This is a genomic window from Nguyenibacter vanlangensis (assembly GCF_038719015.1).
GTDB lineage: Bacteria > Pseudomonadota > Alphaproteobacteria > Acetobacterales > Acetobacteraceae > Gluconacetobacter > Gluconacetobacter vanlangensis.
The window spans coordinates 3,765,270-3,789,437 of sequence record NZ_CP152276.1 but is presented as its reverse complement, the minus strand read 5'-3'; the positions used below and the strand labels follow the sequence as shown (position 1 = coordinate 3,789,437).

17 protein-coding genes are annotated in these 24,168 nt (G+C 70.6%); 3 read left to right on the top strand and 14 right to left on the bottom strand.

Features of this window, described 5'->3' with window-relative positions; genetic code table 11:
* Positions 1–16 precede the first annotated feature (16 nt).
* From AAC691_RS17640 to AAC691_RS17595, 10 genes are all read right to left on the bottom strand, one after another.
* On the bottom strand, positions 17–1,672 hold the full coding sequence (locus tag AAC691_RS17640) for a urocanate hydratase (RefSeq protein WP_342627875.1): 1,656 nt from the start codon (positions 1,670–1,672) through the stop codon (positions 17–19).
* Positions 1,669–2,796: a DUF917 family protein gene (locus AAC691_RS17635; protein WP_342627874.1), complete on the bottom strand. Its 1,128-nt coding sequence runs from the start codon at positions 2,794–2,796 to the stop codon at positions 1,669–1,671. Before AAC691_RS17635 ends, AAC691_RS17640 begins: the two co-directional genes overlap by 4 nt.
* 22 nt (positions 2,797–2,818) lie before the next feature.
* Positions 2,819–4,072 (bottom strand): Zn-dependent hydrolase, encoded by a 1,254-nt coding sequence (locus AAC691_RS17630; RefSeq protein WP_342627873.1) that lies wholly within the window; start codon positions 4,070–4,072, stop codon positions 2,819–2,821.
* The gene (locus tag AAC691_RS17625; RefSeq protein ID WP_342627872.1) at positions 4,069–5,421 is read right to left on the bottom strand and encodes an amidohydrolase family protein; all 1,353 of its coding nucleotides are present in this window, start codon (positions 5,419–5,421) and stop codon (positions 4,069–4,071) included. The genes AAC691_RS17630 and AAC691_RS17625 overlap by 4 nt, the downstream gene beginning before the upstream one ends.
* Positions 5,414–6,964: an aromatic amino acid lyase gene (locus tag AAC691_RS17620; protein WP_342627871.1), complete on the bottom strand. Its 1,551-nt coding sequence runs from the start codon at positions 6,962–6,964 to the stop codon at positions 5,414–5,416. Before AAC691_RS17620 ends, AAC691_RS17625 begins: the two co-directional genes overlap by 8 nt.
* Positions 6,961–8,319, bottom strand: coding sequence for an MFS transporter (locus tag AAC691_RS17615; protein WP_342627870.1), 1,359 nt, complete (start codon positions 8,317–8,319; stop codon positions 6,961–6,963). Before AAC691_RS17615 ends, AAC691_RS17620 begins: the two co-directional genes overlap by 4 nt.
* Positions 8,319–10,736, bottom strand: coding sequence for a TonB-dependent receptor domain-containing protein (locus AAC691_RS17610; RefSeq protein WP_342627869.1), 2,418 nt, complete (start codon positions 10,734–10,736; stop codon positions 8,319–8,321). Before AAC691_RS17610 ends, AAC691_RS17615 begins: the two co-directional genes overlap by 1 nt.
* Before the next feature lie 34 nt (positions 10,737–10,770).
* Entirely contained in the window at positions 10,771–12,114 is a 1,344-nt protein-coding gene (locus AAC691_RS17605) for an MFS transporter (protein ID WP_342627868.1), read from the bottom strand.
* The gene (locus AAC691_RS17600) at positions 12,111–13,487 is read right to left on the bottom strand and encodes a LysR family transcriptional regulator (RefSeq protein WP_342627867.1); all 1,377 of its coding nucleotides are present in this window, start codon (positions 13,485–13,487) and stop codon (positions 12,111–12,113) included. Before AAC691_RS17600 ends, AAC691_RS17605 begins: the two co-directional genes overlap by 4 nt.
* A gap of 267 nt (positions 13,488–13,754) precedes the next feature.
* Positions 13,755–15,563: a diguanylate cyclase gene (locus AAC691_RS17595; RefSeq protein WP_342627866.1), complete on the bottom strand. Its 1,809-nt coding sequence runs from the start codon at positions 15,561–15,563 to the stop codon at positions 13,755–13,757.
* Between the two features lie 250 nt (positions 15,564–15,813).
* Here AAC691_RS17595 and AAC691_RS17590 point away from each other — a divergent pair, with 250 nt between their 5' ends.
* Together AAC691_RS17590 and AAC691_RS17585 are read left to right on the top strand one after the other, a co-directional pair.
* Positions 15,814–16,212, top strand: coding sequence for a hypothetical protein (locus AAC691_RS17590; protein WP_342627865.1), 399 nt, complete (start codon positions 15,814–15,816; stop codon positions 16,210–16,212).
* Positions 16,213–16,282: 70 nt separating this feature from the next.
* On the top strand, positions 16,283–18,577 hold the full coding sequence (locus tag AAC691_RS17585; RefSeq protein WP_342627864.1) for a TonB-dependent receptor domain-containing protein: 2,295 nt from the start codon (positions 16,283–16,285) through the stop codon (positions 18,575–18,577).
* A gap of 44 nt (positions 18,578–18,621) precedes the next feature.
* On the opposite strand, the gene AAC691_RS17580 is transcribed toward AAC691_RS17585, so the two are convergent.
* The 4 genes from AAC691_RS17580 to AAC691_RS17565 form a co-directional block, all read right to left on the bottom strand.
* The gene (locus tag AAC691_RS17580) at positions 18,622–19,551 is read right to left on the bottom strand and encodes a copper resistance protein B (protein ID WP_408906011.1); all 930 of its coding nucleotides are present in this window, start codon (positions 19,549–19,551) and stop codon (positions 18,622–18,624) included.
* Positions 19,548–21,332 carry a copper resistance system multicopper oxidase gene (locus tag AAC691_RS17575; protein WP_342627863.1) on the bottom strand — a complete coding sequence of 595 codons (1,785 nt, stop codon included), beginning with the start codon at positions 21,330–21,332 and terminating at the stop codon, positions 19,548–19,550. Before AAC691_RS17575 ends, AAC691_RS17580 begins: the two co-directional genes overlap by 4 nt.
* Before the next feature lie 72 nt (positions 21,333–21,404).
* Positions 21,405–21,881 carry a hypothetical protein gene (locus AAC691_RS17570; RefSeq protein ID WP_342627862.1) on the bottom strand — a complete coding sequence of 159 codons (477 nt, stop codon included), beginning with the start codon at positions 21,879–21,881 and terminating at the stop codon, positions 21,405–21,407.
* The gene (locus AAC691_RS17565) at positions 21,878–22,411 is read right to left on the bottom strand and encodes an SRPBCC family protein (RefSeq protein ID WP_342627861.1); all 534 of its coding nucleotides are present in this window, start codon (positions 22,409–22,411) and stop codon (positions 21,878–21,880) included. Before AAC691_RS17565 ends, AAC691_RS17570 begins: the two co-directional genes overlap by 4 nt.
* A 246-nt stretch (positions 22,412–22,657) precedes the next feature.
* Here AAC691_RS17565 and AAC691_RS17560 point away from each other — a divergent pair, with 246 nt between their 5' ends.
* Positions 22,658–24,013: an 8-oxoguanine deaminase gene (locus AAC691_RS17560; RefSeq protein ID WP_342627860.1), complete on the top strand. Its 1,356-nt coding sequence runs from the start codon at positions 22,658–22,660 to the stop codon at positions 24,011–24,013.
* The last annotated feature ends 155 nt before the right edge of the window (positions 24,014–24,168 follow it).

Below are 24,168 nucleotides of genomic sequence, written 5' to 3'. Positions count from 1 at the left end.
GAGGCCGCGGCGGGCGCTATCCGCCCTGCCTGAGGTCCAGGTGGCGGATGCCCTGGCGCGCGGCCTCGTCCCGCGCCGCGTCGTAGCCGGCATCGGCGTAGCGCATGACGCCGAGGCTGGTGTCGTTGGTAAGCGCCAGGCGCAGGCGTTCGTCCGCCTCGACCGAGCCGTCGGCGATGAGCGTGACGCCGGCGCTGGTCATGTAGCCGGCATAGCCGCCGCCGCCGGAATGGATCGCCACCAGGTCGGCCTGCGACGAGCAGGCGAGCATGGCGCAGAGCAGCGGCCAGTCGGCGATCGCGTCCGAGCCGTCCCGCATGTTTTCGGTCATGATGTTGGGGTGCGCCATGGCGCCCGCGTCCAGATGGTCGCGGGTGAAGGCCACGGGGCCGGACAGCGTGCCCTGGCGCACCATGCGGTTGACCGCGAGGCCGACCGTGGTGCGGGCCTGGTGACCGAGCCAGGCGATGCGCGCGGGCAGGCCCTCGACCGGGATATGGTCGCGCGCCAGCGTGATCCAGTTGACCACCGAGGGGTCGTCGGTGAAGGTTTCGAGCAGGTAATCGTCGATCCGGCGGATGTCGCCGGGATCGTTGGACAAGGCGATCCAGCGGAACGGTCCGATCGCCCGGGCGAACAGGGGGCGCAGATAGGCCTCGGTGAAGATCGGGATGTCGAAGGCGTCCTCGATCCCGGCCTTTTGCGCCTGGGTGCGGATCAGGTTGCCGTTGTCGAACACGACGGCGCCCGCGGCGCGGAAATCGAGCATGGCGCGGACGTGCCGGGCGATCGAGGCCAGCGACAGGGCCGCCAGGCGGTCGGGGTCGCTGTCGCGCAGCGTCCGGGCCTGCGCCAGGGTCAGGCCGGCCGGGATATAGCCGTGGACGAGGTCGTGGGCCGAGGTCTGGTCGGTCACGATGTCCGGGACGATCCCGCGCGCCAGGATCTGCGGGAAGATGTCGGCGGCGTTGCCGGGCAGGCCGATCGAGCAGGCCTGCCCCCGCGCCTGCGCCGCGGCGGCCAGCGCTAGCGCGTCGTCGAGGGTTTCGGCGCGGTGCTGGAGATAGCCGCTGTCGATCCGTCTGGCGATGCGCGCGGGGTCGATCTCGACGCAGAGGATGACCGCCCCGGCCAGACGCCCGGCCAGCGGCTGCGCCCCGCCCATGCCGCCCAGTCCGGAGGTCAGGATCAGCCGTCCGGCCAGGGTGCCGTCGAAATGGCGGTCGGCGATGCGGCGGAAGATTTCGTACGTGCCCTGGATGACGCCCTGCGAGCCGATATATTGCCAGTCGCCGGCGGTCAGCCCGCCCCAGCAGATCAGGCCCTGTTTTTCGAGCCGGTAGAATTCCTCGGCCCTGGCCCATTGGCCGACCATGTTGCAGTTGGCCATCACCACGATCGGGGCGCGGGAATGGGTCTTGACCAGGCCGATCGGCTTGCCGGACTGCACGATCAGGGTCTCGTCCTCGTCCATCGTCGTGAGCGCGCGCACGATGGCGTCGTGCGCGGGCCAGTCGCGCGCCGCCTTGCCCAGGGCGGCGTAGACCACGAGATTGTCCGGGTCCTCGGCGACCGACAGGACGTTTTCCAGCAGGCGGAGCAATCCTTCCTGCCGCCAGCCGCGACAGCGCAGGTTGGTGCCGGAGGCCAGGCCGAAATGGCGATGGGTCATGGAGCGTCCCCTTGTGTCGGCATGGACGGCGCGGCCGGCGCCAGCGCGTAGGTCGCCAGGTCGATGCCCAGGGCGCGTTCGACCGGCGGGTAGACGGCGGGATCGAGGACCGAGGAGGAGAGCGGGAATTTCGTCCTGTCCACGTGCAGGACGAGCAGTTCCGTGCCCTCGGCGATTTCGCCGACGCTGAGCGGGTAGCCGTCGGGCGCCAGCGTGGTGATGATGTCGGGGAAGGAGGCGCGGCGCGTGCCGCCGGCGTCGTCGACCGCCATGTATTCGTTCATGACGTGCAGGGTCAGCGCGGAATCGCCCCGACCGACCGTGATCGTGCCGACATCGAAGGCGTCGGGCGTGTAGGTGACGGATTTGCGGCTCACCCGGCCCCGGGCCAGGATCGTGCCGTCCAGCACCCGGACGATCGTGTCGACGACCGCGTGGCCGCCTTTTGCCCGGGCGGCGATCACGGCCTCGCCCAGTGCGAGGGCGCGGGAGATGCCGCCGGCGGCGGCGTGGCGTTTCACGTACCGGGCCGGGAGCGGATTGCGGCAGGAGGCGATGAAGCCGCCCGACATGTCGGACGCGGTGCGCAGGATCGGCGAGATGCGGGCGGTGGCGCCCCTGGCGACCATCTCGATATAGGCATTGCGCGCGCGGTTGCCGCCCACGGCCGCCTGGATCATGGTTTCGGGCGAGTTGGCCATGCCGATCGATCCCATGTCGCCAGTCGGGTGGGCGCGCATGTCGCCCACGGCGTCGACCACCTTGGTGCCGAGGATCGCGCCGGGCAGCCAGGCGTTCAGCGTGCTGGACTTGCCGTTCTGGCCGATCATCAGCCCGTAGATGGGGGCGCCCAGTTCCTTCTGCACCAGGCGCACGGCGTTGACGTAATCGACGCCCAGCATCTGCCAGTCGGTGGTGCCGGCCGGCGCGCCGATCGCGGCGGCGGTGGCGATGATGGCGTCATCGGCGATTTCGTCGAGGGCCACGAGTTCCGGCTGGCCGGCATTGACCGCCGCCGTGCCGAGCATGCGCCCGTGCTCGACCCAGCCGCCGCCGCCGCAGGCGAAGATCGACCCGCCGCATATCGCGGATTCGACGTCCTTTTCGACCAGAATTCTGCCCATGACGGGTATCCCTTTCGTGCGGTTACGGCCCGCGGTCGCAGGCCAGCATGGTATCGGCGAGCACGCGCGCGCCCCGCGCGGCGTCGTCGGGCGCGCACCATTCCGCCGGGTCATGGCTGCGCCCGTCGCGGCAGGGCACGAAGATCATCGTCGCGGGGGCGAGGCGCGCGACGAAGGCGGCGTCGTGCCCGGCGCCGGAGACCATTGCGCAATGCGCGAGGCCCAGCCCGTCGGCGGCGGCGGCGATGCGCGCGGCGAGCGCCGGGTCGCACGCGACCGGGTGGCTGTCCGACAGGATGGTGAACGCCGCGAGGCGCACCCGCGCCCGGTCCGCCGCGCGGTCGCAGGCGGCGCGGAGGGCGTCGAGCAGCGTCTGGAGCACCGGCCGGTGCGAGACGCGGATATCGACCACCAGCCGGGCCGCGCGCGGCACGACATTCGCGGCGTTGGGCGCGATATCGACCACGCCGCAGGTCGCCGTGACATGGCCGCTGCCCGACGCGGCCAGCGCGCCGGCCCGTTCGGAGACGAAGCCGATGATCGCGGCGGCGGCCACCGCGGCGTCCTGCCTGTGGTCCATCGGGGTGGTGCCGGCGTGGTCGGCGCGGCCGGCGAAGCGGATTTCGACCCGGGTCACGCCGGCGATGGCCTGGACCACGCCGATCGGCCGCCCCGCCCGTTCGAGCACCGTGCCCTGTTCGATATGGAGTTCGAGGAAGGCGCGGATATCGTCGCGGCGCGGGCCGTCGAGGCGCGCCGGATCGCCGCCCATGCGGGCGATGGCGTCGGCCAGGCTTTCGCCCCACGGCGCGACCAGGGCGCGCTGTCCGGCGGAGAGCGCGCCGGACAGGCCACGGCTGCCGATGCAGGACAGGCCGAATTCGCTGGGTTCCTCGGCCAGGAAATCGACCACTTCGAGATCGTGATCGAGGGCCAGGCCGGACTCCGCCAGGGCCCGGGCGGCCTCGAGCGCCGCCAGGACGCCGAGCATGCCGTCGAACCGCCCGCCGTCGGGGACCGAGTCCGAGTGCGAGCCGGCCATGAGCGTGCCCGCCCCCGGCCGCGTGCCGGCGCGGCGGCCGATCAGGTTGCCGGCATCGTCGATGCGGCAATCCAGGCCGGCCTGGGCGAAGCGCGCGCGCAGCCAGTCGCGGCCGGTCAGGAACCGGTCCGAGAAGGAGCGGCGCGTATAGGGGCGCGCCGGGTCGGTGATCGCGGCGAGGGCCATGAGGTCGTCCCACAGCCGGCCGGGCCTGACGCAGGCGGAGGGGATCACGACTGGTCCGGCGTGACGAAGCGGCCATGGCCGGGTTCGGCCGTGACCTGCGTGCCGTCGAAGATGCATTCGCCGCGCAGCCAGGTCGCGGCGATGCGCCAGTCGAGCGGCCGGCCGGCATAGGGGCTCCAGCCCGCGATGCTGTGGGGGCTGGCCTGGGGGTCGTAGGTCCAGTCCTGGCGCCGGGCGATGGCGATGTCGGCGTCGCGCCCCGGGGCCAGCGCGCCCTTGCGACCGGCGATGCGGAACAGGCGCGCGGGATTTTTGGCCAGCAGGCGGGCGGCCAGCGACAGAGGCAGGGACCGGCGGGAGAGTTCGGTCAGGAAGAGCGGGTAGAGCAGTTCGAGCGACGGCGCGCCGGAGGCGTTGTCGAGCATCGCGGGGGCGGATTTGCGCGACAGGCTCCAGGACACGTGGTCGGTGGAGACGATCGTCACGTTGCCGGCGGCCAGGTGGGCCCAGAGTCCCTCGACCTCGGCCCGGGGGCGGATCGGCGGATTGACCTTGGCCCGGCCGCCCAGCCGCGCGACGTCGTTTTCCTCGTCGAGGACCAGGTAGTGGATGCAGGCCTCGGCGGTGGTGTCGAAGCCCTGCTGGCGGTAGGCGGCGCAGAGCGCGTAGCCGCGCGCGACCGAGCAATGGACGACATGGGCCGAGCAGCCGGTCGCCGCCGCGGTTTCGTAGATCTGTGCCATGGCCAGGGTTTCGCTGAGCGGCGGGCGGGACAGGCCGTGGGCGCGCCAGTCGGTGATGCCGGCGCGGGCCACCGCATCGAGGCGCGCGCGCACCATGGCATCGTCCTCGTTATGCACGCCGGCGATCAGGCCGGTTTGAGCCACTGCCTCGAAACACCGTGCCAGCAGGTCGGCCGGGATGCGCGGGAAGCGTTCGGGATCGGTGCCGAAGGTGGAGAATTTGAAGCCGCAGGCGCCGGCCCGGGCCATGTCGGGAATATGGGCCGGGCCGTCGTCCGGCGCGATCGTACCCCACAGGGCGAAATCGACGCGGGCCTGTCCGGCGGCCTCGGCGGCCTTCTGCCGCAGCCGGTCGGCGGTGCAGACCAGGAAGCCCGCATCGTAGGGCATGTCCGCGATGGTGGTGATGCCGCCCGCCGCCGCGGCGCGGGTGGTCCAGAGAAAATCCTCCTGCCCCTGTTGCGAGCGGGAATGGACCTGCGCGTCGATGCCGCCGGGGAGGATCAGGTCCGGGCCGTACTCCACGACCCGGCGGGCGGCGGGGGCCGGGCCCTGGCCGAGCCGCGCGATGCGGCCGGAGTCGATCGCCACCCAGCCGTCCGGGAGGAGGGCGGCCGGGGTGACGATGGTGCCCGTCAGGAGCAGGTCATGCATCCTCATGCGTCCTTTCGGCGATGGGCGCCGGCGCGGGGCCGGGGTGGCGGAATTCGGGGGCGGGGTCGGCCGCCAGCCGCCCGGCGACGGCCGCCAGCGCGGTTTCGGCGCGGGCGACCGCGTCGGCCACCGCGCCGCCATCGTCGAGCCAGGGCGTGTCGCAGGCGAGCCGGGCCATGATCTCGCCCGCCAGGCCGCCGGGGGTTGCGCCGGACAGGCGGACCGCCTGCCGGGCGGCCATGGCCTCCAGCGCCACGAGCGGGTGGAGCAGCGTGCATTGCAGGCGCAGTGCGCGGGCGATGGAGGGCAGATAGCTGGCTTCGTCCTCGAACCCGTTGGCGACCGGCACCTGGTAGAGCGACGCGGGGGTGGATTCGCGCAGGATGGCGGTGGACAGGTCGGCGGCGAGCTTGGTCGCCGCGCCGAACGCCACCTGCCGCCCCGGATCGAAGGTCAGGTTGCGCGGCAGGCCGGACAGGTCCTCGCGGCACAGGGCGAGGATGCGGCCGAGCACGCCGCGGACGTAATGGCACAGCGCCAGGACCAGGGCCTGGGCGTCCAGCGCCAGGGTCAGGGGCAGCGAGGCGCCCGAGGTCATCGCCCGGCCGTCCAGCAGGATGGGATTGTCGTCGCATCGGGCGAGGCCGTGCGCCAGCGCGGTTTCGACCCGGTCGAGCGTTGCCAGGAAGGCGCCGCCGATCTGGGGCATGCAGCGGAAGCTGAGCGGGTCCTGCAGGTTGCGGCGCGGCGTCCAGCCGCCGGGCGGGTTGATGCGCTGCAGGAAGCGCGCGATGCGGATTTCCGCCGCCATGCCGGTACGGCGCGCGGCCTCCCACGGGATGCCGAAGGCGCCGAAGCCGGCGCAGGACAGGCTGTAGACGCCCAGCAGCAGCGGCAGGCGGGCGCGCAGCTCGGCCGCCACCAGGGCGACGCCCGCCACGCCCACCGCGTTGCTGGACAGGACCGACATCATGTCCTTGGGCCCCGGGGACATCGGCCCCAGGCCGTGGCGGCGCAGCAGGATGCGCACGGCCACGGGCGCGCCGCCCTCGGGCCCCAGGGCCTGGCCTTCGCCCATCAGGGCCGCGCCGACATGGCCCATCAGCCCGACATCGGCGCAGCCGATGGAGCCGTATTCCGGCACGATCGGCGTGATGCCCGCGTTCAGCAGGTCGCGCAGCCCGTGGGCGAGGCCCGGGCCGGCGCCGGTATGGCCGCCCAGCAGGGCGTTGAGCCGTGCCGCCATCGCCGCGCGCACCACCCGGACCGGCAGCGCCGCGCCGACGCCCAGGCAATGCGACTGCGCGAGGCGCAGCGCGTAGTTCGGCCGGTCCTCGGGCGCCACCGGATTGTCCTTGAAGGCGCCGACCATGCTGGTGGTGCCGTAGACGCCGTCGCCGCGCGCCAGAGCGGCCTCGAGCACCGCCTGGCCGGCGGCGAGGCGCGCCATGCCCGCGTCGGACAGCAGCACGGGCGCCCCGTCGGCAATGGCGACGAGGTCGGGCAGCGGCAGGTCCTCGCCCGTCAGTACCACGCTGGTCACGCCCCGTGCCTCCGCTGTGTCGTCATGGCCATTCTTTCATCGCCAGGGGTGTGCGCGGGTATGCTTTCGGCAGCATGACCCATAGGGATTTCCAGCCCCGCGCCGGCGAAAGCCGGGGCGGCCAGGCCCAGCAGGGCGGGTATCGCCGCCGCCGCGACGTAGAGCGCCGGGGCGGCGATGCCGTGGATGCCCGTGCCCAGCGCCGCCAGCACGGCCGGGGCGAAGCCGCCGAACACCGACGTCGCGGCGTTGTAGGACAGCGCGATGCCGGTCGCGCGGACCGGCGCGGGGAACAGTCCCGCGATGCCGAGCGGCGCCGCCCCGACAAAGAGCGCGACCAGCCCGCAGAGCCCGGCCGCGACCGCCGCCATCGTCGCCGGGTCGTGCCGGTGGCCGAGCACGCCCATCATCGCCGCCGGCAGCACGGCCAGCAGGATCGCGCCCGCGACGAGCACGCGCCGCGCCCCCAGCCGGTCGGCGAGCCTGCCGGCCGCGAGCGCGCCCAGGACCAGGGCGACATTGCCGAGCAGATAGGCCACGTAGCTGGCATGGGGCGACGCGCCGAGCGCCGTCTGGGCGTAGAGCGGGAAGAAGATGACCAGCGCATAGGGGGCCGCCGCCCAGAGCACCGAGAGGCCGAACGCGGCGGCCAGGGCGCCGCGATGCCGGCCCGCCAGGGCGCGGAGGACGGCGAGGCCGTGATGGTGCGCGCGGTCCTGGCGGGGGACGGATAGCGGAGGCGCGGCCGGCGCGGCGCGGCGCAGGACCAGGCCGACGGGGACGATGGCCAGCCCGATGCAGAACGGCACCCGCCAGCCCCAATGCGCCATCTGGTCGTGATCGAGGAATGTGGTCAGCGTCGCCGCGACGGCGGCGCCGAGCATGTTGGACAGGCCCATCGTCGCCTGCAGGAAGGAGGCGGAGAGGCCGCGCCGGCCCGGACGGGCCTGTTCGGCCAGGAAGGCGGCGGCGCCGCCGATTTCGCCGCCGGCGGAGAGGCCCTGGAGGATGCGCGCGGCGCAGAGGATGACGATGGACATCCGCCCGGCGGCCGCATAGGGCGGATCGAGCACGATCATGCCGGTGCCCGCACCCATCAGCAGGCAGGTCAGCAGCAGGGCGGGGCCGCGCCCGCGCCGGTCCGCGTACAGCCCGATGAGCAGCGCGCCCAGCGGGCGGGCGACGGCGCCGAGCCCGAAGACCAGCAGGCTTTGCGCCAGGCGGGAAAAATCATCCGTGGCCCGGAAGATGGATGCCGCGATATAGGGCGCGAACAGCGCATAGACCGCGAAATCGTACCATTCCAGAAGATTGCCGACGCAGGCGGAAAAAATCAGAAACCCCGAGCGGCGCATCAGAAATTCGCGCTGATCGTGCCGAAGAACTGGCGCGGCGCCCCCATCAGGAAATAATTATATCCCGTATTGACGAAATTGTTTCCGAGTTCGTTGGTGGTGGCGATGTAGGTCTTGTTGGCGAGGTTGTAGATGTTGAAGCTGGCGGTGACCCCGCGCAACACGCCGGCATCGCCGAAATTGTAGCGCATGCCGAAATTGGCCAGGAAATAGCCGGGAACGTGCAGGTCGTTGGTGTAGGTGAGCTGGCGGCTGGAGATGTAGTTGCCGTCGACATGCACGTCGAACTTGCGCCACTGGTACGTGATGTTTCCCTTGTACATGTAGGACGGATAGTTCGGCACCAGCTTGCTGCGGGTGGGTTCGATGCCCGACGCGGTGACGACGTCCTGGTCGTAGGTCGAGTGGGCATAAGAGAAGGAATTATAGAGCGACAGGCCCGGAAGCGGGCGGATCGTCATGCTGGCCTCGGCGCCGTTGGTGGTGACGCCGCCCACGTTCTGCACCGCCGTGATGGGGTTGATGCCGGCCTGGCTGGTGATGAGCTGCAGCCGGTTGGAGAAATTCACGCGGTAGAGCGAGGCGAGCGCGCTGAGGAACGGGCTGGTGTAACGGTAGCCGCCTTCGTACACCCAGTCGGTTTCGGGGCGCAGGGTGTTCCTGGTTTTCTGGAACGCGGCCTGCGACGCGGTCCAGGGGGTGGCGGACACGTTGGTGCCGAACCCGTCCTGGGGGAAGGCGCGCATATTGTGCGACACGTCGAAGAACAGTTCGTGATGCGGCAGGAAATGCCAGTTGGCCGAGACCTGCGGCAGGAAGGCGTTGGAGGCCGTCAGGTCGCCCTGGGCGACGAGGCCGCCATTGAGGACCGCGTCCTGCACCGGCACCCGGTTGCCGGCCCAGACGGCCATGGATTTGAAGCCGGCATTCACGGTGAGTTGCCTGGTGACCGTGAATGTGTCCTGCAGGTGGAAGACGAAGCTGTTGGACGTGAAGACTTCCTGCCAGGCATTGGCGAAGATCTGGTCGGCGGGGAAGCCGCCGGTCGGGTTGCCCAGCGTCCCCTGCCCCAGCAGCGGCGCCTGGGTGAAATAGCGGCCTTCGGTGAAGCGTCCATATTCGTACCACACGCCGGCATTGAGCTTGTGGCGCGCGAGCGTCCAGGTCGCGGCGCTTTCGAACCCGCCGCGGGCGATGCCCGGCGTCTGGATGCGTTGCGACAGCGGCGCGCCGTTCGGCGAGGGCATGTAGGGCGTGGACCAGGTGCTGTAGCCGGAATCGCCATGGCCGTAGAGCGTGGTCTTCCAGTCCAGGTCGGAGGTCAGGTTTTCGTCCAGCGTGAGGCCGCCGAGATAATCCACCCGGTTGGCGGTGCCCGCGTAATAGGCGGCGTCGAACGGGTCGTTCGTGGCGAGGAACGCCTGCGGATAGTGGCCGAGGGCGGCCTGGTACGCGGCCGTGTAGTCGGGATAGTAGTTCGCGAGATTCGGACCGACCGTGTGCAGGTAATTGGGGGTCATGTCCTGGTAGTCGAATTGCTGGATCGAACTCCAGTCGAAGAACAGCTTGAGCGACGAGTCGCGCGGCAGCGGCTGCACCAGCTTGGCGTTCACCTGGTCGGAATAATCGTAGCCGTGGCCCTTCCACAGATCCATGTCGGTACGGGCATAGGCGACGAAGAAGCGGGTGCCGGACGGGTTGAGATCGCCGCTGTCCAGGCGCACGAAGGTGCGCGTGGCGGCGTTGCTGCCGAAGGTCTGGCCGACCGTGCCGCCGCGCGTGTGCGACGGGTCGATGGAATGGATCTGGATCGCGCCGCCGAGATTGCTGGTGGAGGCGACGTCGATCGCGCCCGCGCCCTGGGAGACGTCGACGCCGCTGACATTGTCGGAAATGATGGCGCGCGTGACGGAGAGGCCGTTGTAATTGTTGAATTGCTGGTCGCCGAGCGGGATGTCGTCCAGCGTGAAGCCGAGCTGGCTCTGGTTGAAGCCGCGCATGAAGAGCTGGCTGGAATATTCGTAGGCGCCGAACGGATCGGCGGATTGGTAGAACACGCCCGGCAACTGGCTGAGCACCTTGAGGGGCGAGGTGCCGGGCACGCTCTGCCGCATCATCGTGCGGGTGACGCTGGTCATCTGCCGGGTCGAGCCATGGCCGAACACGGCGATGGATTCGGCCTGTGGCGCCGGGGCGGCGGGTGTCGCGCGCGCGCCGCGCGGCGGGTGGGAGACGCGGTGGGGGGGATGGGCCGGAGCCGGATGGGCCAGAGCGGGATGAGCTGGGGCGGGATGGGCCGGAGCGGGTCGCGCGGGGGTGGCCGCGGCCGCGCGGTCCGGGCCGGCCAGCATGACGGCCGGAACGATCGCCAGACCGGCCAGGACGGTCGAGAGCGAGAGGGCCAGTCGTGACTTCATACGATCAATCCTTGTTATTTCAGAACATGTCTTGTCAGGCGTGGGTGGCGAAGGGCCGCCGCGCCGCGTCGCGGGCGGCCACGTCGCCGTCGCGCAGTCCGAACTGGTAGATCGCGGCGCAGGCGACGCCGACCAGGCCGGCGACGATCAGCGACGGTGAGAAGGAGCCGAACCGGTCGGCCAGCATGCCGGTGATCGCGGGCGCCAGCGCGCCGCCCAGCGAGCCGCCGGTATTCTGGATGGCTTCGAGCGTCGCGACGCGGTGTTCGGCGACGATGATCGTGCCCAGCGTCCAGCCGCAGGTCATGGCGATGCCGCCGGCGAACAGGGCCAGCGCCATGAGCGCGACCGAGACCGCGAGCCCGGCATGGACCGCCGCCAGGACGGTCGCGGCCGATGCCGCCAGCATGGCCCAGACCAGCGGCCGGCGGCTGGCATCCAGCGGCCGCATGCCGCGCGCGGCCAGGTGGTCGGAGAGCGCGCCGCCCGAGACGCAGCCCGCGAAGCCGAAGAATTGCGGCAGGGCGGACAGCATGTCGGCCCGGCCGGCGGTGAGGTGATGGACGGTCTGCAGCCAGGCGGGCATCCAGGTGGCGTAGAGCCAGGTCAGGTAGATCACGCCGACATAGCCGGCCGCCACGACCCAGGTCGCGCGCTGGCGCAGCAGCACGCCGAGATCGTCGCGCAGCACCGCCGCCGGCGCGGCGGGCGGTTCGTGATCCGGCACGGCCAGCGCCTGCCGGTCGGCGGCGGAAAGCCGCATGTCGGCGGGATCGCGATAATGGAGCATCCAGGCCGCCGCGAGGACGAGGCTGACGCTGCCGACGGCGACCGACATGCCCCGCCAGCCCCACAGCAGCATGACGGACACCAGCGCGGGGGGCGCGAGCGCCGGGCCGAGCGCCGCCGAGCCGTTGAACAGGCCGATCGGGCCGCCGCGTTCCTGCGGGCGGAACCAGCGGACGAGGGCGCGCGTACCGGCGAGGAACAGCGGGGCCTCGCCCAGGCCGAGGAAGGCGCGGCATACGAACAGGCCCGGTATACCACCGACCAGGCCGAAGGCGATCTGCGCGCAGGACCACAGCACCAGGCTGGCGCCCAGCAGGCGCCTGGCATCCAGCCGGTCGGCGACCAGGCCGGCCGGAATCTGGCAGACCAGATAGGCCCAGGCGAAGACCGACAGCAGCCAGCCCATGCCGGTATAGGACATATGCATGTCGGCCATGATCGTGGTGCCGCCGACCGAGAGGGCGGCGCGATCGACATAACTGATGCATCCGGCGGCCATCAGCAGCGCCACCGTGGCGTTCCGGCGGCGGCGCAGGCGTGGGGGCAGCAGGCGGGACGCCGGAGGCGCGGCGGGGAAGGACGGGGTCATGCCACGATTCCGGCCACGGTCCGGGCCACGCCGCCGCCGGCCCGCCGGGCGTCGGGCTGGACACGCCGCCGGGCCTGGATGTCCAGCAGGCTGTCGCGCAGGCGCTCGATGCTGGCCATGTTGGCGTGGTCCTTCTTCCAGATCAGGCGGGTGGTCATGCGATAGCGCCGGGGCAGCGGCAGGGCATCGACCTCATGCGCGCGGAAGGAGCCCGCGGGCATCAGCGCGCAGCACGTGCCGTCCACCACCAGGCGGAGCATCAGCGAGACGGACTGGGTTTCGATCATCGCGGCGGGGGTGATGGCCTCGTGGTCCAGGAACTGGTCCGTCAGGTAACGCAGGCCGGTGCCGAAAGCGGGCACGGCCAGGACGCCGGCGGCGATGACCGCGCGCGCGCCGCCCCGCGCGGGGGCCGCGCGGTCCCGCCCGGAGACGAGAAACAGCGCGGAGCTTTCCAGGTCGATATGATCGAGGCAGGGCGGGATGTCGACCAGGTCGGTCAGGCCGGCGTCGTACTCCGCGCGGAGCAGGCCATCGACCAGGGTGGGGGCCGCGATCGTGGAGATGACGAGCGTGGGCTGATAGCGGCGGTCCCGCCAGAAGCGGACGAGATTCGCCAGCAGGATCGTCAGCGAGCTGTCACTGCTGGACGGCATCATGGAGGCGAGGCGCAGGCTGCGGAACTGGCGGAAATAGCTGAGCGTCTCGTCCCGCATGATCCGGCGGTAGGTCCGGTCGGCGCGCCGGCAGCCTTGCAGCAGCGCGCGGGCGGCGGCGGTGGGACGCACGCCGTGCGCGGAGCGGTCCAGCAGCGCGGCGCCGAGGATGGATTCCAGCCTGCGCACCTGCCGCGTGAGCGTCGGCTGGGTGAGCGAGAGCTTGCGCGCCGCGCCGGCGATGCTGCCCACCTCGCACACCGTGAGGAAATAGCCGATCATCCGCAGCGTGAGCGTGGTGTCCAGCAGGGTGCGCAGCGCGGCGGCGGAGGGGGCCGGGCCGTCGAAGGGGCCGTCAGGGAAGGTGTCCGGGAGGGTGTCCGGGAATGTGTTCGGGAGACCGGGGCCGGATGGTGTGTCCGCCATGGGTTGGGGTACGGGCTGGTCCCGGTCCGCCGTCTTCGGGTCGACCAGGGTGAGGCACCAATGGAGGAGGGTGACCGATGCGCGATAGAGGCTCTGCCCGTGGGCGGTGGGGACGATCGCGGCGTGGCGCCGCCGCGGGTTGCGCGACAGGAGCGGCGCCGCCATCGCCTGTTCGAGCGCCGCGACGGCGTGATTGACGGTCGAGGACCCGACGCCGAGGGCCTCGGCCGCGCCGGCGGCCGAGCCCGTGTCGATCAGCGCGACAAGATAGATGAGCGCCGGCAGTTCCATCGTCGATCGGGCCTCGGTTGGAGCGTGCGATTCCGGAGAGGGGCCGTCCCGCCGCCGGATTTTCACCGTGTAAATTTGTTAATTTATATAATTACAAATTAATTTGAGATTTGCAAATAACTCCGATTCCAGATGGGTATCAGAGCGGGTAGGTCTCGGCATCGCAACAAAAAAGCGCGTCGGGGCATAGCCCGTGCATCAGAAAGCATGGAACGGGCCCGGGTTGCCCCGGGGAGAGAGCCGGCGGGAGCCGGGGCCGGTCGCGGTTCAGGCGATCGAGATGCGGTTGCGCCCGGCTTCCTTGGCGCGATAGAGCTGGGTGTCGGCGTCCTTGAGCAGGCTGTCCCACCCCCCGTTTCGCAGGGCGCCCCTGGCGAGGCCGAAGCTGGCGCTGACGCGCAGCGTGGCGTCGGTTCCGGGAAGGGTGATGGCGGTGCGTTCGATCGCCGCCTTGAGCATCTGCGCGACCCGCGTCGCGGCGTCGAGGTCGTCGGTCATCAGCAGGATGGCGAATTCCTCGCCGCCGAAGCGGACGAGGATGTCGTCGGCGCGGAGCCAGGATTTCAGCAGGCCGGCGAAATGACGGAGGACTTCGTCACCGGCGGCGTGGCCGTGGCGGTCGTTGATCCGCTTGAAATGGTCGATATCCACCAGCATCAGGCACGCGCCGCGCTTGTCCGCGCCGCGGGCCCTGGCGCGGACGAACCGGTCGAGCGCGCGGCGGTTCCACAGGCCGGTCAGGGGATCGCGCTCGGCTTCACGCTGCAGGACCGCGGTGCGTTCCTCGCGCTCGCGCAGGCTGTCGCGCAGCCAGGACAGGGCTTCGGAGAGCCGGTGCATCTCGTGCGATGGGCCGAGCGGCGGCAGCGGGGCCTGGCTGCCGTGTTCGGCGAGGTCAATGATGATGGCGCGGGCGACCAGGAGCGGGCGCAGCACCGAGACGCGAATGGTGCGGAGCAGGCTGCCGAGGACCAGCAGGGAGGCGCATGTCGCGATGCTGATCCAGGCCAGGTGGGTCAGGGCCTGTTGCCGCCGGATTTCGAAATGCCGGGCGATCTGGTCGATGAAGACGGCGCTGAGATGTTCGATCGAATTCATGGTCGCCACGTAGCGGCGCGTGAGATCCCGGGCGTCGATCGTGTATTGCCCCGATTGCCGCCCTTCGGCGATCACCCGGTCGAGCAGGGCGAGGCCGCTGCCGAAATAGTCCGTCTGGATCGTATCGAGGAGCGCCGGCGCGGCCGCGCTGTCGGCGAACAGGCCCCGCTGCGCCAGCAGCAGGCGCCGGAGTTCGAGGACGCGGCCGCGCGCGCTGTCGCTGTCGGCGAGATCGGCGACGGGGATCGGCTGGCGCGCGATGACCGGCGCGATGATGTGGGACACGGTCCGGCCGGCATAGTCGCGCAGATCGACGATCATCGCGCCGACCGTCTCGTAGGCCGTCAGTTGATGGCTGCCGCCGGCGGAGGTGGCGATCGCGATCACGATCGCGTCCTGGAACGCGTCGCGGGCGGCGATCATCCCCAGGACGGCCTGCTGGACGCCCTGCGTGGTGCGGGCGCCGGGCGGAAGGGCGGCGATGTGGTCGACGTCGCGCCGGGCGGATCGGAGCCGCGCCGCGGCGCGCCGGAACAGCGCCACCGGCGGCAACGGGCGGGCACGGCCATCGCCTGTGACACCCCCCGTGGCATCCTCTGGGGCATCCCCTGGGGCATCCCCTGGGGCGTCTCCGCCGGCGGGGAGGGGCGGCGCCGCGAGGCGGGCCATGGCCTGGTCGGTGGCGTGCCGGGCATCCTGCAGCGCCTGGCGCGCGGCGGCCTGGTCGTCCGGAGGGGTGGACATCAGGATATTGGCCGGCGCGCGCTCGTGCGAGATCAGGATGGCGGTGTCGAGGACCTGCCGGAAATATCGGATGTCCGCCGCGTCGCGGCTGGTCTGCCGGTAGACGCCGTAGGCGGGGAGGATCAGCGCGACCGCGAAGCCGAGCACACAGAAGCCGACGACGAGGCTGGCATGCCAGATCTTCCGCTCCAGTCCAGCCTGGTTTCGGTCCGCTGCCTCCTGCCGCTTGGTCATGAAATCCTGGTATCCAATCGAGCGTTTATCATAACTGTCTTAATTCATATGTGACTTGCAAATTAAATAAATTATTCAATGACGTAATATATTGTGGTTTATGGTCCTGATTTGAATAATTACTTTCCCAATTCGTACCTTCGGGAGAGAGCCCGCGGGGGGTCGCGGCGGCGTGAGCATATTATCCTCCTGCGTGGCCGCCTGCATGGCCCCCTGGTCATTTTCCGGTAAAATTTGTAAAGCCGCCGTCATGACCGGGCTGACACACAGGGCGAGGCGATGGGCGGCGTTGTGGCCGCTGGTCCTGCTTGCCGTGGTCGCGCGCCTGACCCTGGGCGGGCTGGCGGCGCCGCAGGTGGTGCTGGACGACCCGTCCGCACACCTGGCGGGCCTGGTCGTGCTGTGTGACGGCGTGCTTGACCAGGACCATGCAAGCCGGGATACGGCGCACCATCACCCGGCGGGTGACGATGGGCTGATGCTGCTGGCCGACGCGCTGGACATGCCGGCCCTGGGGGGAAGCCTGGCCGGCGTCGGGCTGCCGCACCGCCGGCCGGCCGGCATGGCCTGGATGTTTCCGCCGGTGCGCGGGCCGCCGTTCCGCCAGCGTTCGCCGCTTTGCCCGCAGGGGCCCCCTGCCCTGACCTGAACAGACATTCCGCGATCCGCGCGCCGCCCGGCGCGTGGCGATTCATGCTGTTTTTTCAGGTTTATCCATCATGACCGACATTTTTCCATCCGTGCGCCGCGCGCTGGGCGCGGCGGCCGGTGCTGCCGTGCTGGCCTGCGGCCAGGCCGCCATGGCCCAGATTGCCGCGACGCCGCCATCCCCCCGCCCGGTGCCGCGGCCCGAGCGGATTACCGTGACCGGCGTGGCGCGCGCCCCGGCCACCGCGACGCCGGCGGGGCAGACCACGTACGGCGCCGGGCGGAGCAGCTTTGCCGGGCAGGCCGCCCAGACGGTGGCGGACATGCTGGTCACCGTGCCCGGCGTCAGCTTCGTTGCCGGCAACGGGCCGCGCGACGTCGTGGTGTCGATCCGCGGGTCGGGGGATCGGCAATCCTATGGCCTGAAGAACATCCAGGTGCTGGAGGACGGGTTTCCGATGACCCAGCCCGACGGCACGGCGCGGTCCGACCTGATCGATCCGCATGCCTATGACAGGGTCGACGTGTTCCAGGGGCCGGCCTCGACGCTGTATGGCAATTATGCGATCAATGGCGCGATCGATTTCCGCACCCGCGACGGCGCCGACATCCATGGGCTGGAGCTGGGGTCGGATTTCGGCAGTTTCGGCATGATCAACACTTACGTCACGCTGGGCGCCGGCAACCGGGCCTATGACCTGATGGTCTTCGGCAGCGACGTGCGGAGCAACGGGTTCATCGCCAATAGCGGTTATGCGACCGCGACGGAGAATGCGCGGCTGCGCGTCAGCCTGACGCCGTCGGACCGGCTGGTCCTGAAATTCGTCAATAACGTGACGGATGCCTTCCTGCCGTTGCGGCTGTCGCTGGACCAGTATCGCCGGAATCCCTATCAGGCGGGATGCGCGGATGCCGCGCAGGCGGCGGCGGGATGCGCGACGGTCAATCTGCTGGTGAATGGCCGTTATGGCGCGACGCGGGCGCTGAGTCCCCAGCAGGCCGGGCTGGGCCGGTTCGACCGGCGCAGCATCGTGGGGTTGCGCTGGGAGCATGATATCGACAGCCGGACGACCTGGCGCACGCAATTCACCTATGACCAGCGGCATGTCGACCAGCCGACCTCGGTCACCAGTTTCGTCGGCCCGTACAATTCCTATGCGGTCAGCAGCGACATCACGAATCGCGGGCGGGTCGGCGCCACGAACCTGACCAGCTTTGCCGGGGTGAATTTCGATTATCTGGATTTCGGCTACCAAGTCTATAACCTGACGCCGGAAGGCGGGGCGACGCGGGGGGCGCTGAACAGTACCGCCTATGGCCATCAATGGAATCTGGGCGCGCGGTTCCAGGAGGATTGGCAATTCGCGCCGCGCTGGCATGCCGTCATCGGGCTGGGGGGCACCTATTCCGACCTGGGGGCGGTGGAGACGCTGTATAGTTACAGCGCGCGCGGGCAGGCCCGGACCTGGGTTACCGCCGACCGATTTTTCTTCAACCTGGCGCCCGAGGCGGCGCTGGTCTATGCGCCCGCCTCGGACTGGACGGTGCATACGCGCGTCGGCACGGCCTATGCGACACCGGCGACGTCGAACCTGTTCGTGACCCCGCAGGGCACGTACGGCAACAACACGCAGTTGAAGAGCACCACCAGCGTCGGGATCGATCTGGGCGCCGACTGGCATCCGTCGCGGGCATTACGCCTGCAGGCAACGGGGTTTTACGAATTCTACCATGACGAGCTGGTCAGCCAGTCGGCCGGGGTGAACAGTGTCGGGTCTTATGCATTCAACGCGCCGGCGACGCAGCATCGGGGCGTCGAGCTGGGGGCGGAGTGGGCGCCGCTGCACAGGACCTTGCCGGGCGCGCGGGTCAGGCTGAGCTATACCTACGACAACCAGATCTATACGCGTTATACCGAAATCCTGTCCAACAGCGCGCTGTCGCGCGCCTTCGACCGGTCGGGGCGGAATATTCCCGGCGTGATCCCGAATTTCCTGAATGCGCGGGTGCTGTACGACCAGCCGGACGGGCTGCTGGAGGGGCTGGGCGGTTCTGTCGAGGTGACGTGGCGCAGCGCGTACTGGCTGGACAATGCCAACCGGCTGCGCGCACCGGGCTATGGGCTGGTCAATCTGGAGCTGCATTACGACCCGCCCCGCCGCATGGGCTGGGCGCACCGGCTGCATGGCTATGTCGAGGTGCGGAACCTGGCCGATGCGACCTATGTCGCGGGGGCGGCCAATATCACCGACGTGCTGCAGGCCAACGGGCGGCAGGCGGGGGCCGCCGTGCTGGCGACCCGGACCGGGTCGATCTATGCCGGGTCGCCGCGCGCCGTCTTCGGCGGGGTGCGGATGCGGTTCTGAGAGTCGCTCCGGCGGCGGCCAGGCCGGGGACCGCTCCCTGGCCGTCAGAACCACATCCGGATGCCGAAGGTGACGCCGAGCGTGTGCGCCCCCTGCCCTCTTTCGTGGGAGAAGCGGGCGGACCGGCCGAAGAGATCGTGATAGGCCACGCCCAGATAGGGGGCGAACTTGCGGTGCCATTCGTAGCGGAGCCTGAGCCCGGTATCGAGGTCGGACAGGCCGGCGCCCGTGCCGCGGGCGCGGTCGGCGGCGGAATAGGCGTTGAGTTCGGCCTGGGGTTGCAGGATCAGCCGGTTGGTCAGCAGCAGATCGTATGATCCCTGCACGCGGCCGGCGACGCCGTGGTCGCCGACATAGGCGGTGGCCTCCAACTGGAAGAAATAGAGCGCCAGGCCTTCGACGCCGAATGCGCCCCAGGCGCGGGCGGGGCCGTCGTCGATGTCGAGCCGGATGCCGGATTGCGTGTCGAAATAGCGGGTGACGGCGCGGTCATAGAGCAGTTCGTGGTCGCCGTCGCCGAACCGGCCGCCGGGGCCGAGCGTGCCCTCGGATTTCAGCCAGAGCTTGTCGTAATCGGTGCCGAACCAGGCCTGGCCGTCATAGCGGAACTGGCCGCCCCGGGCGCCGGCGCGGGCCTCGAACTGGTCGAGCAGCGCGTGCAGGTAGGTGTTGTGGTCCATGACCGGAGGCATGCCGCCGACATAGGTGACCCCAGGGGGGATGGGGGTCGGGGTCGGGGTTGGGACCGGGGTTGGGGCCGGCGTGGCGGCCGGGCCGTCCGTCATGCCCGGCATGGCATCCATGCCGGGCATCGCGTCCATGCCTTTCGCGTCCGTACCTTTCGCGTCCATGCCGGGCATTGGCATGCCGGGCATGGGCGCCATGGCCTGGGCGCGGGCCGAGTGAGGCGTGGCGGAGAGGGTGGCGAGGAGCGCGGCCGTGCCGGCGGCGGCCCGGAGCGAAGCGTGGGTCATGCCACCACCACGGTTCGGAACATGCCGACCTCCATGTGGTAGAGCAGGTGGCAGTGATAGGCCCACAGGCCGGGCACGTCGGCCGTGACCAGGTAGCTGAGCCGTTCGCCGGGCTTGACGGTGATGGTGTGCTTGTAGGGCCGGTGGGCGCCCTGGCCGTTTTCCAGTTCGCTCCAGAGTCCGTGCAGGTGGATCGGGTGTTCCATCATCGTGTCGTTGACCAGCACGAAGCGCACGCGTTCGCCCAGGCCCAGGCGGATCGGCGGGGCCTCGGAGAATTTGCGGCCGTCGAAGCCCCAGATGAAGCGTTCCATATTGCCGGTCAGATGCAGGGTGATGTCGCGGGCGGGCGGGCGCGGATCGGTGCCCCGGCACGTGGCGCGCAGATCGGCATAGGTGAGGACGCGCCGGCCGTTGCCCGCGAGCCCGTCGCCGGGTTCGGCGAGGCGGCCGGCGGGCATGGGGGCGACGCTTTGGACTTCGACGCCCGGTCGCGGCGATGTGGAGGATCCCGGCGTGGAGCCCGGGGGCGCGGGCATTGCCATGGGGGGCGTGTGCGCGCGGGGCATCGTCATGCCCGTGTCCATCCCCATCCCCATGTCCATCATCGTGCGCATCGGGCGCGGGTCCATCGGCGGGATCGGGCCGGACTGGCCGGGGGCGGTGGCCAGGGTGCCGCGGGCGAAGCCGGTGCGGTCCTCGGACTGGGCGAAGATGGTGAAGGGACCGGGCCGGTCCGGGCGGACCAGCACGTCGTAGGTTTCCGCCGGGGCGATGCGGAATTCGTCGACCGGCACCGGGTCGACGTCATTGCCGTCGGCCTGGACGACCGTCATCGCGAGGCCGGGGATGCGGACGTCGAACAGGGTCATGGACGCGGCGTTGATGACCCGCAGCCGGATGCATTCGCCGGGCCGGAACAGGCCGGTCCAGTTGGCGCCGGGGGGCCGGCCGTTCAGCAGGTAGGTGTAGATGATGCCCGAGACGTCGGAAATATCGGTGGGCGCCATGTTCATCCGCCCCCAGGCAAGCCGGTCGCGCAGGGTGGCGCCCAGCCCCTGCCGCGCGGTATCGCGCAGGAACGTGCCCAGGGTGCGCTGACGGAAATTATAATAGTCGCTCTGGAATTTCAGGTTGGAGACGATGTCCGCCGGATCGACGTCGGTCCAGTCGGACAGCAGCAGCACGTAGTCGCGGTCGGCGGGAGGGATGTCGGCGCGCGGCGCGGCGCCGTCCGGCGGATCGATGACGAGGGCGCCGGAAAGGCCCGTCTGTTCCTGGAAGCCGGAATGGCTGTGATACCAGTAGGTGCCGCTCTGCCGGACCGGGAAGCGGTAGGTGAAGCTGCCGCCCGGCGCGATGCCGCCGAAGCTGAGGCCCGGCACGCCGTCCATCGCGGCGGGCAGGCGGATGCCGTGCCAGTGAATCGATGTGGGAACCGCGAGCCGGTTGGTGACGGTGAGGCTGACGCTGTCGCCCTGGCGCCAGCGCAGGGTGGGCGCGGGCATCGTGCCGTTGATGCCGGTAGCCAGCGCGCGGCGGCCGGTGATGGCCACCGGGACCTGTTCGACCGCCAGGGCGAAGCGGGTGCCGGACAGGGTGGGCACCTGGCCCGGCAGGAGGCTTGGCGGGGGGCCTGGCGGTGGGTCGGGCGGGAGGATGGCGGAGGCGAGGGCGCGCGCCGGGCGGGCGACGGAGAGTGCCGCGCCGCAGGCCCCGCCCCCGAGGACGAAACGGCGGCGCCCGACGGCGCCCCGTCCCGCGCGGGAAGGGATGGTCATGATGATCGGTCCGCGAAAGGAGAGGAACGCGGCCGTCCGGCGGTGATGGCCGGGCGGCCGTGGCGGGTGCGGTCAGACCGGCGGGCGTGGCGGGGGGATGGACGGCGCGTGGGCCAGGCCGTCGCGTCCGGACGGGCGTGGCGGCGCGAAGGCGGCCGGGACGACCGGCGCGCGGTGGAAGCGGACCGGCGGCGCCGGCACCAGCCAGGCGGCGGGGCAGTGACCCGGCTGCAGGCAGGCGCCGTCATGCCGGCAGGCCGCGTGCGGGGGGCAGCACGGATGGGCGCCCGAATGGGGGGTGGCCGAATGGGGGGTGGCCGAATGGGCCGCCGTCGCGGCCGCCATCGCCCCGGGCGCGGTTTCGGCGTGCATGCCGTCCGTCTGGTCCATCCGGTCCATGGCGGTGGCAGGCATGGCGCAGCCTGCCGCCGGGTCCGCCATGGCGGCGCGGACGGGTGCGAGCAGCAGCGCGAGATGCAGCAGCAGGGCCAGCAGGCGGGTCACCGCCCGCGTTCCGCGCGGGCCGGGGGTGGGGGAGAGCCGGTTCACGTCGTCCCCTGCCCTGTTGTTGCCTGCCCTGTCTTTGGGCCGGATGGGCCGCCGGCCAGGTATGTCGCGATCAGGCGGGTCTGCATTGTCCAGCCGCCGTCATTGGCCGCGTAGGCGCGGGCACGGCGCGCCGGCGGGAGCTGGTCGAAGCCGGATTCGGTGATGGTGAGGCGCGTGCCGTCCGCGACCGGTTCGAGGGCGAAGACGATCAGCGTCATTGGTTCGGCGGCGTAATCGATGCCGGGTTCGACGGCGAACGGGTGCCAGCGGAAGGCGATGCGCCGCATCGGGACGATCTGGTCGACCTGGAGCGCGAAGGCGGCGCCTGCGTAGGGTTGCTGCAGGCGGGCGATGTCGGGGTCCATGCGAGTGGGGACGATATGCCCCGTCACCGTGGCGCCGGCGGCGAACGGCCCGTCGAACCGGACGCCGAACCAGGTGCCGAACTGCCCGGCATCGGCGACGGCATGCCAGACGGCCTGGAGCGGGGCGGGCAGGATGACCTGCTTTTCGATGCGGTCGGGCGTCATGCGGGTGCCTCCGGGGCTGGGTTCGGCATAGCAGGGGACGGAAGCGCCGGACAAGCGTGAGGTGGGACACGCATTGAGGTGGGCCGCCCGGGCTTGCGCCCGTGCGGCCGGGGGCGCTACATCCGGGTGATTGCCCGTTCTGCCTTGTGCAGATGACGATCCGGACCGAACGCCTTCCCGGGACAGGGCGCATTGCATCGCACGGCGCAGGCCGTGGGCGTCATGCGTTGGGAGAGGAGACGGGGCATGGTTGCGGACCTGCTGATCGATGACGCGTACCTGTATGTCGATCGCGGCTGGGAGATCGCCGGCGGGTGGATCGCCATCAAAGACGGGCGGGTGCAGGCCGTGGGCGCGGGCGCGGACCGGCCCGAGGCGCGGCGGGTCATCTCGGCCAGGGGGCGGCTGGTGACGCCCGGGCTGATCAACGCCCACCACCATATGTACCAGAACCTGACCCGGGCCTTCGCGCCCGTGACGGGCGCCAGCCTGTTCGACTGGCTGCGCGGGCTGTATCCGCGCTGGGCGATGCTGACGGACGAGTCGGTCTATGTCTCGACCTTCGTCGCGATCGCGGAATTGCTGATGGGTGGCTGCACGACGTCGATGGACCATATGTATGTCCATCCGCGCCCACTTCTGATCGACGCGCAGATCCGCGCGGCACGGGAGATCGGGTTCCGGTTCTATGCCACGCGAGGGTCGATGACCCGGTCGGTCGAGGATGGCGGGCTGCCGCCGCGCAGCGTGGTGCAGGACGAGGATACGATCCTGGCGGACAGCGTGCGGCTGGCCGAGACCTATCACGATCCGGCGCCGGGGGCGATGACGCGGCTGGCGCTGGCGCCGTGTTCGCTGTTCTCGGTCTCCGAGCGGATCATGGTGGAATCGGCGCGACTGGCCGAGGCCCATGACCTGCGGCTGCATACCCACCTGGCCGAGGACCATGACGAGGACCGGTATTGCGCCGAGATCTATGGCTGCACGCCGGTGGAATATTTCGAGCGCGTGGGATGGGCCGGGCCACGGTCCTGGGTGGCGCATTTCATCTATCCGTCCGAGGCGGAGATCGGCCGGCTGGCCCATGCCGGGGTGTGCAGCGCGCAATGCCCGTGTTCGAACATGATGATCGGCGGCGGGTCGGCCGATGCGATGCGGCTGCGGCGGCTGGGCATGCGGGTGGGGCTGGGCTGTGACGGGTCGGCATCAACCGACCATGCGTCGATGTGGCTGGAGACCCGCACGGCGATGCTGCTGGGCCGGTATCGCAACGGGCCGACGGCGATGACGGCGCGCGACGCGCTGGACCTGGCGACGCGGGGCGGGGCGGCCTGCCTGGGCTGGGACGACGAGATCGGGCATCTGCGGCCCGGGGCCTGTGCCGACCTGGTGATCTGGCACCTGTCGGACGTCGCGCTGGCGGGCGCATTGAGCGACCCGGTGGAGGCGTGGCTGCGCTGCGGCCCGGCGCAGGCGGCCACCACCATCGTCCATGGGCGGGTGTTGCTGGAGGATGGCTATCCGGTCGCGCCGCACCTGCCCGAGATCCTGCGCGCGCATGAGCGCCTGGCGCGGCGGATGCAGGCCGTGCCGGTGGGGTGAGGATGGGGCTGGCGTTGGGGGGCCGGCGTTGCGCGACAGGCGGCGTTGCCGGTTGACCCGGTTCGGGACGGCTGCATAGAGTCCGCTGCATGGAGTCCCTGGCCGGGAGATCGCCGCGCGTGGTCTTTCCCGCGGGACTCTCTCGCCCGGCAGCA